Source organism: Mycolicibacterium madagascariense (assembly GCF_010729665.1).
Taxonomy (GTDB): domain Bacteria; phylum Actinomycetota; class Actinomycetes; order Mycobacteriales; family Mycobacteriaceae; genus Mycobacterium; species Mycobacterium madagascariense.
In genome coordinates this window covers 627,455-640,553 of the sequence record NZ_AP022610.1, presented here as the reverse complement: position 1 = coordinate 640,553, position 13,099 = coordinate 627,455, and the positions used below count along the sequence as shown (strand labels likewise).

At 68.1% G+C, this 13,099-nt stretch carries 11 protein-coding genes; 10 read left to right on the top strand and 1 reads right to left on the bottom strand.

Going from position 1 to position 13,099, the window contains the following annotated elements; genetic code table 11:
- Positions 1-53 precede the first annotated feature (53 nt).
- Positions 54-338: an ANTAR domain-containing protein gene (locus G6N60_RS02925; RefSeq protein WP_163732319.1), complete on the top strand. Its 285-nt coding sequence runs from the start codon at positions 54-56 to the stop codon at positions 336-338.
- Between the two features lie 30 nt (positions 339-368).
- On the opposite strand, the gene G6N60_RS02920 is transcribed toward G6N60_RS02925, so the two are convergent.
- On the bottom strand, positions 369-716 hold the full coding sequence (locus G6N60_RS02920) for a DUF3887 domain-containing protein (protein WP_163732315.1): 348 nt from the start codon (positions 714-716) through the stop codon (positions 369-371).
- A 120-nt stretch (positions 717-836) separates the two neighbouring features.
- Between G6N60_RS02920 and G6N60_RS02915 the strand changes: the two genes are divergently transcribed.
- From G6N60_RS02915 to G6N60_RS02875, 9 genes are all read left to right on the top strand, one after another.
- Positions 837-1,481 (top strand): hypothetical protein, encoded by a 645-nt coding sequence (locus tag G6N60_RS02915; protein WP_163732311.1) that lies wholly within the window; start codon positions 837-839, stop codon positions 1,479-1,481.
- A gap of 49 nt (positions 1,482-1,530) precedes the next feature.
- Entirely contained in the window at positions 1,531-2,979 is a 1,449-nt protein-coding gene (locus G6N60_RS02910; protein ID WP_163732308.1) for an aldehyde dehydrogenase family protein, read from the top strand.
- Between the two features lie 78 nt (positions 2,980-3,057).
- Positions 3,058-3,720 carry a TetR/AcrR family transcriptional regulator gene (locus G6N60_RS02905; RefSeq protein ID WP_163732305.1) on the top strand — a complete coding sequence of 221 codons (663 nt, stop codon included), beginning with the start codon at positions 3,058-3,060 and terminating at the stop codon, positions 3,718-3,720.
- A 37-nt stretch (positions 3,721-3,757) separates the two neighbouring features.
- Complete coding sequence (locus G6N60_RS02900; protein ID WP_163732302.1) at positions 3,758-4,996, top strand: cytochrome P450; 1,239 nt, start codon at positions 3,758-3,760, stop codon at positions 4,994-4,996.
- A 4-nt stretch (positions 4,997-5,000) separates the two neighbouring features.
- Positions 5,001-5,948 (top strand): SDR family oxidoreductase, encoded by a 948-nt coding sequence (locus G6N60_RS02895; protein ID WP_163732298.1) that lies wholly within the window; start codon positions 5,001-5,003, stop codon positions 5,946-5,948.
- Between the two features lie 87 nt (positions 5,949-6,035).
- Positions 6,036-9,557, top strand: a complete 3,522-nt coding sequence (gene car / locus G6N60_RS02890) for a carboxylic acid reductase (protein ID WP_372510948.1) — start codon at positions 6,036-6,038, stop codon at positions 9,555-9,557.
- A gap of 11 nt (positions 9,558-9,568) precedes the next feature.
- The gene (locus G6N60_RS02885) at positions 9,569-10,741 is read left to right on the top strand and encodes an amidohydrolase family protein (protein WP_163732295.1); all 1,173 of its coding nucleotides are present in this window, start codon (positions 9,569-9,571) and stop codon (positions 10,739-10,741) included.
- Positions 10,738-11,970 (top strand): M24 family metallopeptidase, encoded by a 1,233-nt coding sequence (locus tag G6N60_RS02880; RefSeq protein ID WP_163732292.1) that lies wholly within the window; start codon positions 10,738-10,740, stop codon positions 11,968-11,970. Before G6N60_RS02885 ends, G6N60_RS02880 begins: the two co-directional genes overlap by 4 nt.
- Positions 11,960-13,090: a M24 family metallopeptidase gene (locus tag G6N60_RS02875; RefSeq protein WP_163732289.1), complete on the top strand. Its 1,131-nt coding sequence runs from the start codon at positions 11,960-11,962 to the stop codon at positions 13,088-13,090. The genes G6N60_RS02880 and G6N60_RS02875 overlap by 11 nt, the downstream gene beginning before the upstream one ends.
- Positions 13,091-13,099: the final 9 nt, after the last annotated feature.

Here is a 13,099-nt window from a genome sequence, read left to right as displayed (position 1 = left end):
AGGTTCGCATCAACCACTCACGCCAGCACGAGGAGCACGAGGAGCACGACACGATGGGTCACGACGTGCGCGGCATACCGCGAGATCACGACCGAGCGTTCGCGGGCAGCAGACGGGGTCTGGACCTGGCCGAGGGCATCCTGATCGGCTGGCGTCGCTATCCGCCGACGGCCGCGTTCGAGGAGTTGGTCGACGTCGCCTCGCGGCACGCCCTGTCGGTGTCGGCCGTCGCCTTGGCCCTGGTGAGCCTGGCCATCGGGGATGCCGACGTTGCCGCGCCCTCGGCCGCGGCCACGTTGGCGGCGCAACGGCAGTGGAGCGATCAATTGGTCTATTAGACCAATCAGTCTGTCAGACAACGACTTCGATCATCCGGGCGGACCGTCGCCGGCTGCCTCGGGATCGAGGATGAACAGTCCGGCAATCGTGCGATCGTCGCGAAAGGTGACGCGAGCGACGAAGTGACCGGTCTCGAAAACCAGTGGCGTGTCGGTGACGGTGAAGTGGCCCCGACGCACGACCGTGGTGTCGCCGTGGCTCTCGTACGGGCCGGCCAGGCTCACGATGTAGGCCCACCCGTCGGCGAGCTCCGCGTCGGTGAGGCGCGCGCGCATCACGTCGTCGAACCGTGCGCTGATGTCGGACCACCGGTGGTGGACGTAATCGTCGATCACGACGTCGGTCAACTCGACCGCGTCCGACTCGGGCGCACCCATGGGCAGACACTAGGCGTGCGCGGATGAAGTCCGGGGCAACTTTCGCTGCCAATATTAAATCAAGCGGTTTATTTAATGGGTATAGTCGGGCCGAGCACTCGTCGACGAGAGGTGTTCAGTGTGGCCATACACCACGTCAAGCCCGATGGACGCCGCCGCCTAGCCCGCACCCTCGCGATGTCGACGCCGCCCGCGCACCCGGTGGATGAGGTGTACCGGTATCGGTTCGACGTGATCGCGCCGACGGTCGCCCACGCGGTACAGGCGGTGGGCGGGACGATCTGCGACCGGGCGATGTCCGGATGGGACGTCGCCGTGTGCGCGAGGGACGACGCTGCCGACGCGGGCGCGGCCCTGGCGATCCTGGGAGCCGCTCCCGCAACCCTGACCGCGTCCTCGACGCCGGCAGCCGGACGCATCATCGCCGTCGCCGGTGAATTGCTGTCCAGCGACTCGAACGTTCGCGACACCGTGGCCGCCCACCTGGCCGACCGCACTGCCGACGTGCTGGTGTGGGGCGAACACGTCGCATCGAGCTTCGTGCGCGATTGCGGCGCCGTCGAACTCAGGCCGAGTTTCGCGGCCCAGCAGTTCCAGCGCCATGCGCTGGCCGCCCTCGGCGTCGCGTTCCCGTCGTCGAGCGCCGAGGTGTGCTGGCGACGGGTCGGCGCGTCGCGTCGCAGTGACCACGTCATCGCACGCGAAGGGACACCAGCGATGTCCGATGGACGATGCCCACGCACCCCGGGATGCACGACCGATTGACCGCTCGGCGCCTCTGCACGGTGCAGCGGCGCGGTGAAAGGACGAAGACATGAGCAGCGCCACGGATCACGATACCGCGGTGAAAGACTCTGGCGCCGAGATGATTCCGGTCTTCAACCCCTCCACGGAGGAACAGATCGCCGAGGTCGTCGACTCCGATGCGGCGATGGTCGACGCAGCCGTCGCCCGCGCGCGTGAGACGTTCGAGTCGGGCGTGTGGCGTACCCTTCCCGCCGCGCACCGAGCGCAGGTGCTCTTCCGCGCCGCCGACATCATCAGGGAGCGCACCGATGAGCTCGCGGGGCTGGAGTCTCGGGACAACGGCCTGAATTTCAAGGCGGCGCGTCACATCATCGACGTGTCGCGCGAGATGCTCGTCTACTACGCAGGCTGGGTCGGCAAGATCCACGGCGAGTCGAGCAATGTCGTATCCGACGGCCTGCTCGGTGATTACGAGAACTTCCACAACTTCACCCAGCTCGAGCCGGTCGGCGTGGTCGGCCTGATCATTCCGTGGAACGGACCCTTCTTCGTCGCGATGCTCAAGGTGGCGCCCGCTCTCGCCGCCGGCTGCAGCTGTGTGCTCAAACCCGCCGAGGAGACGCCACTCACGGCTCTCGCACTCGAGGGCGTCTTCCGCGAGGCCGGTGTGCCCGACGGTGTCCTGAACGTCATCACCGGGTACGGCGAGACCGCGGGTGCGGCGCTGACGGCACATCCGGACGTCGACAAGATCTCGTTCACCGGCTCCACCGAGGTCGGGCGTCTCATCGTCAAGGCCGCAGCGGGCAACCTCAAGCGCCTCACCCTCGAACTCGGCGGCAAGTCCCCGCTGATCATGTTCGACGACGCCAACCTCAAGCGGGCGATCCCGCGGGTCGGCATGGGGCTGCTGGCCGGCTCGGGACAGAACTGCTCGTGCACCTCGCGCATCTACGTCCAGCGCAACATCCACGACGAGGTGGTCGACAAGCTCGCCGCCTTCGCCAAGAGATTGCCGATGGGCGGTAGTGACGAACCGGACTCGCTGCTCGGGCCCCTGATCAGCGAGAAGCAGCGGCGCCGGGTGGAGGGCATCGTCGACGAGGGCGTCGCCGGCGGCGCGCAGGTGATCACCGGCGGCCAGAAGATGGACCGTCGGGGGTACTTCTACGAGGCCACCATCGTCATCAACACCACGCCCGACATGCGGCTCATCCGCGAGGAGATCTTCGGTCCGGTCGGCTGTGTCGTCCCCTTCGACGACGAGGACGAGGTGATCGCCGCGGCCAACGACACCGAGTACGGCCTCGCAAGTGCCGTCTGGACCGAGAACCTCGGCCGCGCCCACCGCATCGCGAATCAGCTTCGGGCGGGCCAGGTCTGGGTGAACTCCGCGCTGGCGGCCGACCCGGCGATGCCGATCTGCGGGCACAAGCAGTCGGGCTGGGGCGGCGAACGTGGCCGCAAGGGCATCGAGGAGTACTTCAACACCAAGGCCGTCTACATCAGTCATTGACTCGGCTACCACGGGCGTCCCACGACCAGTTAAATAAATTCGTTGATTTAATGCCGTCGACAGTGTTTGACTGGGGCGGTGACCGTACTAGCGCTCAGCGGCGACAGGTCCGAACGCACCCGCGAGACGCTGCTGACGGCCGCCGAAGAACTGTTCGCCGAACGCGGGATGTACGCCGTGTCGAACCGGCAGATCAGCGAGAAGGCCGGGCAACGCAACAACGCCGCCGTCTGCTACCACTTCGGCACCAGGACCGATCTGCTGCGCGCCATCGAGACCAAGCACCGCACGCCCATCGAGTCCCACCGCGAGCGGGTGCTGGCCGAGCTGGGCGACAGCACCGATCTGCACGGCTGGGTCGGTGCGCTGGTGCGTCCCCTCACCGACCACCTCGACGAACTGGGGATCCCCAGCTACTACGGGCGATTCGCCGCCCAGGCCATGGCCGACCCGAGCTGCCGGGAAGTCCTCAAGAAGGATGCCCTGGCCTCGCCACAGCTGGTGCTCGCGATGAACGGCATCATCCGCTGCCTACCGGACCTCCCGAAGCGCGTTCAGTTCGAACGCATCGTGATGGCACGAAACCTCCTCATGCACACGTGCGCCGAGCACGAGGGTGCGCTGGCCGCGCACGGCCCGTCGGCACGATCGCCGTGGCCGTTGGCGGCCGAGGGCCTCACCGACGCGATTGCGGGCCTGTGGCAGGCGCCGGTCCGCACCCGCGATCGCGGCAAGGCATGACTCTCCTCTCACCCACCGCGCCACCAGGGAGCACGACATGACCGACCTCCTCCACGGCAGTGCCGACTCCACGCAGGAAGTCCCCGACTTCCCCATGGAGCGCGCCCCCGGCTGTCCGTTCGCCCCGCCGCCAAAGGCCATGGAGCTCAATGCCTCTCGTCAGTTGAGCCGGGTCCGCATCTGGGATGGCAGCACCCCGTGGTTGATCACCGGCTACGACGCCATCCGCTCGCTGTTCACCGACGCTCGCGCCAGCGTCGACGACCGCATCCCCGGATATCCGCACTGGAACGAGGGCATGCTGTCGACGGTCCACAAGCGGCCGCGTTCGGTGTTCACCTCCGACGCCGAAGAACACACCCGATACCGCCGAATGTTGTCGCGGCCCTTCACGTTCAAGCGAGTCGAGGCGCTTCGCCCGGCGGTCCAGCGGATCGCCGACGACCACATCGACGCGATCCTGGCCGGCCCGCAGCCGGCCGATCTCGTCGCGGGCCTCGCCCTCGCGGTACCCACCCTGGTGATCAGCGAGATGCTGGGCGTGCCCTACGAGGACGCCGAGTTCTTCCAGGAACACGCCAACAAGGGCATGAACCGATACGCCACCGCCGAGGACGCCGCCGAAGGCGCAGGCACGCTGGCGAGGTATCTCAAGAAACTCATCCACGTGAAGATGGACGATCCGGGCGAGAACCTGGTGTCCGACTTGGCCGAACGCGTCAAGAGCGGTGAGATCACCGACCGCGAAGCCGCCCAACTGGCGACCGGCGTCCTCATCGCCGGGCACGAGACGACGGCGGGTCAACTCGGCGTCAGCATCGTGGCACTGCTCGAGAACCCCGACCAGGCGGCGCTGCTGCGCGATGCCGACGATCCCAAGGTGATCGCCGCCGCCATCGAGGAATTGATGCGCTACTGCAGCATCATTCAGACGGGGCAGCGGCGCATCGCGACGGAGGACATCGACGTCGACGGCGTGACCATCCGTGCGGGCGAGGGCATCATCCTGGACGTCGCACCCGCCAACTGGGACGCCCGCCAGTTCCCGGCACCCGACCGTCTCGACCTCACGCGCGACGACGGACCCCAGGTCGGCTTCGGGTACGGCCGACACCAGTGCGTCGGCCAGCAGCTGGCTCGGATGGAGTTGCAGATCGTGCTGCCCACCCTGCTGCGGCGCATTCCCACCCTGCGCTTGGCCGTTGCGCTGGAAGAACTTCCGTTCAAGCACGACGCCCTGGCCTACGGCCTCTACGAACTTCCCGTGAGCTGGTGACGCCGTGGCCCGCGATCCCGGCCTGACGCTGACGACACCCGACCTCTCGGGCCGGCTGGCCGTCGTCACCGGTGCGAACAGCGGCCTGGGGTTCGGCCTGGCCCGGTACCTGGCGCGGCACGGCGCCGACGTCACGATGGCCATCCGCAACCGCGCCAAGGGCGAGGCGGCGATCGCGGCGATCCACCGTGACGAGCCTGCCGCCAAGGTGGCGATCGCGGACGTCGACCTGGCCTCGCTGAGGAGCATCGCCGAGTTCGGTCAGGGCCTGCTGGCCCAGGGCAGACCCATCGACGTCTTGATCAACAACGCCGGCGTCATGACCCCGCCGCAGCGCGCGAGCACCGCGGACGGACACGAATTGCAGTTCGGCGCCAATCATTTGGGCCATTTCGCCTTGACCGCTGCCGTGTTGCCGCTGCTGCGGGCCGCCGAGGCGGCCCGGGTGGTGTCGGTCAGCAGCCTGGCCGCCACGCAGGACGTCGGCTTCGACGATCCCGACGCGCTACACGACTACAAACCCATGCGGTCCTACGGCATGGCGAAACTCGCACAGTTGATGTTCGCCGCGGAACTCGACCGACGCAGCCGACTCGGTGGCTGGGGCGTGACGTCCAACGCCGCCCATCCGGGATTGACCAAGACCAATCTCCTCAGCGGCGCGTCCTATGGCCGCGACAAGCCGACGCTGACCGCCCGCCTGACTCAGCTCACCTGGCACGTACTGCCGTTCCTCTGGCTCGACGTCGACGAGGGCATCAAACCCACCCTGTACGCCGCCGTGTCGCCCGACGCCAGAGGCGGCGAGTACTACGGGCCCCGTGGCTTCTACGAGACGGCTGGTGGCGGCATCACGCACGCCCGGGCGCCACGGCTGTTCCACGACGAGGACGCCGCACGTCGGCTGTGGCAGCTCAGCGAAGAACTCACCGGCGTCCGCTTTCCCCCGTAGACCCGACGCGCCCAAGACCTCGCCGTCCACACCCGTTGGACGCCAACGCTTCACCGACCGCCGAGAGGAGCAGTGACCGTGGCCTTCGTGGGACGCACCGATGTGAAGGATCCCGGCGCTGCGCAGGAGCAGTGGGAGCGCGTCGCCCGCAACCGCGAGCGGTTGTACGCCGAGGACCAGCAGTTCTGTGCGGCCCGGCCCGACGCGGGCGTCGCCGAGCAGGCTCGCCGTCCCGGCCTGCGCATCGCCGAGGTGATGGCGACCGTCATGACGGGCTACGCCATGCGTCCCGCCCTCGGCGAACGGGCCAGCGAGGTGGTGACCGACCCGGTGAGCGGACGCGCCGCGCGTCGCCTGCTGCCGTACTTCAGCACCGTCACCTACCAGGAGCTATGGGACCGGGCGCGAGCGCTGGCCGCCGACTGGCACCACCACGGGTCGGCCCCGGTGCGTGCCGGTGACTTCGTGTGCGTCCTTGGCTTCGCGAGCATCGACTACACGGCGATCCAACTCGCGTGCATCCATCTCGGCGCTGTCGTGGTCCCCCTGCAGACGAGTGCGCCTGCCTCCCAACACGCGCCGATACTGGAGGAGACCCAGCCCAGGATCGTCGCCGTCAGCATCGAATCACTGGGCACGGCCGTGGATGCCGTCCTGATGGGGACCGCACCGCAGCGCCTCGTCGTCTTCGACTACGAACCGCGAGACGACGACCACCGCGACCTGTACGACGCCGCGACCGCTCGCCTGACCGACGCCGGAAGCCCTCTCGTCGTCGAGGTCCTCGCCGACCTCGTCGAGCGCGCCGCCGAGCGTCCCGTGCCGCCGCTGCACGTCGCCTCCGACGGCGAAGATCCGTTGGCGTGGCTGTTCTACACCTCCGGGAGCACGGGCACGCCGAAGGGCGCCATGTTCACCGAAAGCCTGTGCGTCGGTTCGTGGTTGGCGCAGTCCGATCAGCCGGTGATCACCCTCAGCTACATGCCCATGAGTCATCTCATCGGCTACGGCTACGTCATCATGACGCTGGCCAACGGTGGCATCAGCTACTTCGCCGCCAAGAACGACCTCTCCACGCTCTTCGACGACCTGGCGTTGGCCCGGCCCACCACCCTGAGCCTGGTCCCACGCGTGTGCGAGATGTTCTTCCACCACTATCTCGGCGACCTGGACCGCGCCGTCATCGGCGGTGCCGATCCCGACGAGGCCGCCGAGAGGCTGCGCACCGACATCCGCCAACGCGTCCTGGGCGGACGGGTTCTCGCGGTCGGCTGCGGATCCGCCGCGCTGTCCCCGGAGATCAAGACGTTCATGGAAGCGGTCCTCGACCAACACCTGCTGATCGGTTATTCGTCCACCGAGATCGCCGGAGGCATGTTGATCGCCGACGAGCACGTACTGCGCCCACCGGTCATCGACTACAAGCTCCTCGACGTGCCCGAACTGGGTTACTTCACCACCGACCAACCTCATCCGCGCGGAGAACTGGCCGTCAAGTCCGCCCGCTTCATGGCCGGCTACTACAAGCGTCCCGACCTGACGGCGACGATGTTCGACGCCGACGGCTTCTACAAGACCGGTGACGTCATGGCCCAGGTCGGTCCCGACCAGCTGCGCTATCTCGACCGCCGCAACAACGTCATCAAGCTGTCCCAAGGTGAATTCGTCGCCGTCTCACGCCTCGAGGCGTTGTACTCCACCAGCCCTCTGCTCCAGCAGATCTACGTCTATGGCAGCAGCGCCCGCTCGTTCCTGCTCGCCGTCGTCGTCCCGACCGACGTCGCCGTCAGCCAGGCCGCAGCCCAGGGGACCGCGCTGAAGACGGCCATCGCCCGGTCACTGCTCGCGATCGCTCACGAGCACCGGCTCAACGGCTACGAGGTGCCGCGCGACTTCCTGATCGAGACCGACCCCTTCCGGCACGACAACGGTCTGCTGTCCGGCGTCGGAAAGTTCTTGCGCCCCAAGCTCAAGGAGCGCTACGGTGCGCGGCTCGAGCAGTTGTATGCCACGCTGGCCGCCGATCAGATCGACGAGTTGCGGGCGCTGCGCGCCGGTGGCCGCGATCAGCCGGTCGTCGCCACGGTGGCGCGTGCGGTGCAAGCCACCCTCGGCCTCGATGCCGCCGACGTCAGCCTCGAGGCGAGATTTCCCGACCTGGGCGGAGATTCGCTGTCGGCGCTGACGTTCTCCCGTCTGCTCGGTGACGTCTTCGGGGTCGACGTTCCCGTGGGTGTCATCGTCGACCCGACCGCCGACCTCCTGAGTATCGTCGGCTACCTGGAGCGCAGCCGCGCGGGCGATACCCGTCGGGCCACGTTCGCCTCGGTGCACGGCCGCGGTGCCACCGCAGTCCGCGCCACCGACCTCACCCTCGGCGCGTTCGTCGACGATCGCGTGCTGCAGACCGCCACCACGCTGCCCGCGCCCACGGCCGACGTGCGCACGGTCCTCCTCACCGGCGCGACCGGCTTCCTCGGCCGGTTCCTCGCCCTGGAATGGCTCGAACGCCTGCAGGCCGTGGGCGGCACGCTGATCTGTCTGACCCGCGGGACCGACCACGCCGATGCGCGGCGGCGCATCGAGTCGGTGCTCGACACCGATCCGGCACTGCTGCAACGGTTCCGCGAGCTCGCCGATGATCACCTGACCGTACTGGCCGGTGACGTCGGCCAGCCCCGCCTCGGCCTCGACGACGACACGTGGGACCGGCTGACCGCAGAGGTCGACCTCATCGTGCACCCCGCCGCGCACGTCAACCACGTCCTGCCCTACGAGCAACTCTTCCCCGTGAACGTCGCGGGCACGGCCGAGATCATCCGGCTCGCCATCACCGACCGACTGACCCCGATCCACTACGTGTCGACGCTCGGAATCACCGCGGTGGCCGGCCATCTCGTCGACGAGGACGCCGACATCCGCTACGCCGTGCCGACGTGCGAGGTCGGCGACGGCTACGCCAACGGCTACGGCGTCAGCAAGTGGGCGAGCGAGGTGCTCCTGCGCGAGGCCAACGACCTCTGCGCACTACCGGTGGCCGTGTTCCGTCCGGGAATGATCCTGGCGGACAGTCGCTTCGCCGGCCAGCTCAACATCCCCGACATCTTCACCCGGCTACTCTTCAGCGTGCTCGCCACCGGGGTGGCGCCGCGATCGTTCTACCGTCGGTCGGCCGATGACGTCACGCCGCGCTACGAGGGTCTGCCCGTCGACTTCCTGGCCGCTGCCATGGCCGCGATCGGCCCCACGACGGGAGAAGCGTTCGACACCTACAACACCACGAATCCGCACGACGACGGGATCTCGTTGGACACCTTCGTCGACTGGATGAGCGACGCAGGCCACCCGATCCGACGCATCGACGACTACGACGAGTGGCTGGCACGGTTCGAGACCGCAATGCAGGCGATGCCCGATCGGCGACGCCGGCAGTCGCTGCTCGCCGTCCTGGACGTCTACCGTCAGCCGTTGCCCGCCACCGCGGGGTCACCGGTGCCCGGTGAGCGATTCCGTGCCGCGACTCAGCTCGCCGGCCATGAAATACCGCACGTGTCACGGCAACTCATCGACAAATACCTCTCAGACCTCGTGCTGACCGGCCTACTCTAGAAGGGACGACGATGTCCATCCACGCGAACGTGCTCTACCCACCGGGAGGTTTCGGCGCGCCCAAGCACCGCCGCGGCCAGGCTGGAGATCTCCTGGACGTGGGCCTTCCGCCGGGCACGGAGGTGTTCTCCGCCGACAACCACATCTCACTGGCCTCCGACATCTTCTACGAACGCTTCCCCGACTCCCTCAAGGACCAGGCGCCGCGGGTCTGGTTCGAGGACGGGGCCTACATGATCGGGCGACCCGGCAGCTCCCTGGTCACGGGAGACTTCAGCGCCGTCCTGATGCAGTACGACGAGCTCGCTGGCGCGTCGAACCACGACGTAGCGGCGCGGATCCGCGAGCTCGCCGAAGACGGTGTCGACACCGAACTGGCGTTCCCCAACGCCGTGCTGGCGCTGTTCCACCATCCCGACAAAGCCCTGCGGGAACTCATCTTTCGGGTCTACAACGAGTTCGTCGCCGACATCCAGGAGCGTTCGGGGGGTCGCTTCTACGGTGTCGGACTGATCAATTGGTGGGACGCGGCGGGCACCGAACGCACCCTGTCGGAGTTGACGTCGATGGGTCTTCGGACGTTCCTCATGCCCCTGTATCCGGGCTTCGACGACGACGGCGTGGCGATCGACTACGGCAGCACCGCGATGCGACCCGTCTGGGACGTCATCGAAGCGTCTGGCGTGCCGGTGACCCACCACATCGGGGAGACCCCACCGAAGAGCCCGTGTGAGGTCAACAGCGTCGCCGTCGCGATGATGGTCAACGTCGACTCGTTCCGCGACAGGTTCGCCCGCTACCTCTTCTCGGGCATCCTCGATCGACACCCCGGCCTGCGGATCGGGTGGTTCGAGGGCGGCATCGCCTGGGTGCCGTCCGCGCTGCAGGACGCCGAACACGTCCTGGCGTCCTATCACCACATGCTCGATCATCAACTGCTGCACGACATCCGGTACTACTGGGACACCCACATGAGTGCATCGTTCATGGTCGACCCGTTGGGTCTGGCCCTCATCGACCAGATCGGCGTCGACAAGGTGATGTGGTCCTCGGACTATCCCCACAACGAAAGCACCTTCGGCTATTCGGAGAAGTCCCTGTCGGCCGTCGTCGACGCGGTCGGGCCCGAGTCGGCCGCCAAGATCGTCAGCGGTAACGTCCGTCGCTTCCTGGGGCTGTCATGACGGTGCCCACGACGGCGACGTCGACGCTGTGGATACCCGAGGAGCCCGACCTCGCCAGGATGTACACCGACGTCGGAGCCGCGCTGCGGTCCGCCATGGCCGAGCACGGCGTCGACGTGCTGATCCTGTTGATGAACGGGCACGTCAGCTATGCGACGGGGGCCAGCTGGCCCCTGCTCGACGCCGGGCTGTCGCACACGCAGCGTCCCGTCGCCATCGTGGTCGCCGACGACGAACATCCGCACCTCTTCATGCCGTTCCGCGAGGGCGCCGATGCGGCACTGCACGTTCCCGCCGATCACCGACACCCGCCGCTCTACCTCGAATTCGACGAAGGCGCACAACGATTGGCCGTAGTGCTGGCCGACCTGGTGCCGCCCGACGCAATCGTGGCCGTCGACGAGTTGACCGGCGCGATGCGGGACGCGGGTGCTCGGCTCTTCCCCGCCGGGCCGCCGCGGGAGGCCGCCGTGGTGATCGGCGCGTCCCAACTGGTGAAGACGCCCGACGAGATCTCGTGCATCCGGCGGGCCTGCCGCATCACCGAACAGACCATGGCAGAGGTGCAGACACAGCTGACACCGGGCGTCAGCCAACTCGCCCTGTCGGCGACCTTCGTGCGGCGCGCGTTCGAACTCGACGCCACCGCCAACATGCTGGAGGCCATCTGGCAGGTCATGCCCCACTCCCGTGCCGAGGGCCAGTGGACGACGCACGGCGATCTCGCACTGCCCCTACTCACGACCGACCGTCGGCTGCGCGCCGGCGACGTGTTGTGGACCGACGTGAGCATCACCTACGGCGGGTACTGTTCCGACTTCGGCCGGACCTGGCTCGTCGACGCCAAACCCTCACCGCGCCAACAGGATCAGTTCGAACAGTGGCGCACCATCCTGCAGGCCGTCCTGCGCGTCACCCGAGCCGGTGCGACGTCCGGCGATCTCGCCCGCGCGGCGATCGCGGCCAACGGCGGCGCCAAACCGTGGCTGCCGCACTTCTACCTGGGCCACGGCATCGGTACCTACCCGGCCGAGGCGCCGATGATCGGCACCGATCTCGGGGCGGAATTCGACGACCGCTTCGTCTATCCCGCCGGCATGGTCCTGGTGTTGGAGCCGGTGGTCTGGGAGGACGGCACCGGCGGGTATCGCAGCGAGGAGATCGTGGTCATCACCGAGGACGGCTATGAGTCCATCACCGACTACCCGTATGCGCCCTATGGAGACTGAGACCGCGCCCGACGATCGGGCCCTGCGCACCGCTCGCCGCGACCGTGCCCTGGCGCAGATGCGCGCCAACGGGTTGGACCTGCTGGTGCTGGGACGGCAAGCCAACGTCCGCTACGTGACCGGGGTCCCGCAACTGTGGGTGGCAGGCACCAGGCCCTTCGCACCCGTGTGCGTGCTCGACGGAGCCACCGGCGAGATCCATCTCAACAGCACCTCCGACGAGGGCATGCCCGAGGAGATCGACCACGACCACCTGTACGGGTTGACCTGGAGCCCCATGACCCTCATCGACGTCCTCAAGGGCCTCCCCCGAGCTCGCCAGGCACGTCGGGTGGGTTCGGACGCAATGACGCCGACGTTCGCCGAACTGCTGCCGATCGCCTTCCCCAACGCCGAATTGGTGAACGCCGAACCCGCCATGCGGGCGGCCCGCCGCGTCAAGACGCCCGAGGAGCTGGCCGCACTGACTGCCGCGGTGGGGGTCGCGGAAGCGGGTATCGGCGCCGGCGTCGCGACGGTGGCGGCGGGGGTGTCCGAGAAGACGGTGGCCGGCGCGGTACTGGAGGCCATGGCCGCCGGTGGCGTGACCACCCCCGCCAGCCAGGACGCCGCCTGGATCACGTCGCGCGAACGTCCTTGGCAGCGTGCCGACGGGTCCGGTCACGTCCAACCCGGTGACCTGGTGGCACTCTCCGCGGGCGCACTGGCCGGAGGTTACGTCGGCGAAGTGGGCCGGACCGTCGTCGCGGGCGCTGACGAGGACGCCGCCGTGCTCGCGCTCCGGCGACGCGCGGATGCGTTGGCAGAGCGGCTGATCGACGCGTGTCGCGACGGAGCGGCGGCGACGGATCTCTTCGCCGCGTACGAGGCGGCCGGCGAGCCATTGCCGGTGACGCCGATCGCCTACGGCCTCGGGCTGGGTTTCGACCCACCGGTGCTGTCGACGGAATTGCCCCGTACCGCCGCATCCGAGCGCCTGGAGACCGGAATGGTGCTGGCGGTGACCACCTACGTCTGGCAGCAGGGCATCGGCGCCCTGTTCCAGCGCGATGCGGTACTGGTCGACGACCGCGGCGGGCGCCTGCTCGATACCGCGGTGACTGCCGAGACCCATGTGTGACGACCGAGA

What these genes read in the sequence shown, in the direction of transcription:
- G6N60_RS02910 (WP_163732308.1), top strand. Translation starts at nt 1,531, where the DNA reads ATGAGCAGCGCCACGGATCACGATACCGCGGTGAAAGACTCTGGCGCC.
- G6N60_RS02885 (WP_163732295.1), top strand. Translation starts at nt 9,569, where the DNA reads ATGTCCATCCACGCGAACGTGCTCTACCCACCGGGAGGTTTCGGCGCG.
- G6N60_RS02880 (WP_163732292.1), top strand. Translation starts at nt 10,738, where the DNA reads ATGACGGTGCCCACGACGGCGACGTCGACGCTGTGGATACCCGAGGAG.
- G6N60_RS02900 (WP_163732302.1), top strand. Translation starts at nt 3,758, where the DNA reads ATGACCGACCTCCTCCACGGCAGTGCCGACTCCACGCAGGAAGTCCCC.
- G6N60_RS02875 (WP_163732289.1), top strand. Translation starts at nt 11,960, where the DNA reads ATGGAGACTGAGACCGCGCCCGACGATCGGGCCCTGCGCACCGCTCGC.
- G6N60_RS02920 (WP_163732315.1), bottom strand. Translation starts at nt 716, where the DNA reads ATGGGTGCGCCCGAGTCGGACGCGGTCGAGTTGACCGACGTCGTGATC.
- G6N60_RS02925 (WP_163732319.1), top strand. Translation starts at nt 54, where the DNA reads ATGGGTCACGACGTGCGCGGCATACCGCGAGATCACGACCGAGCGTTC.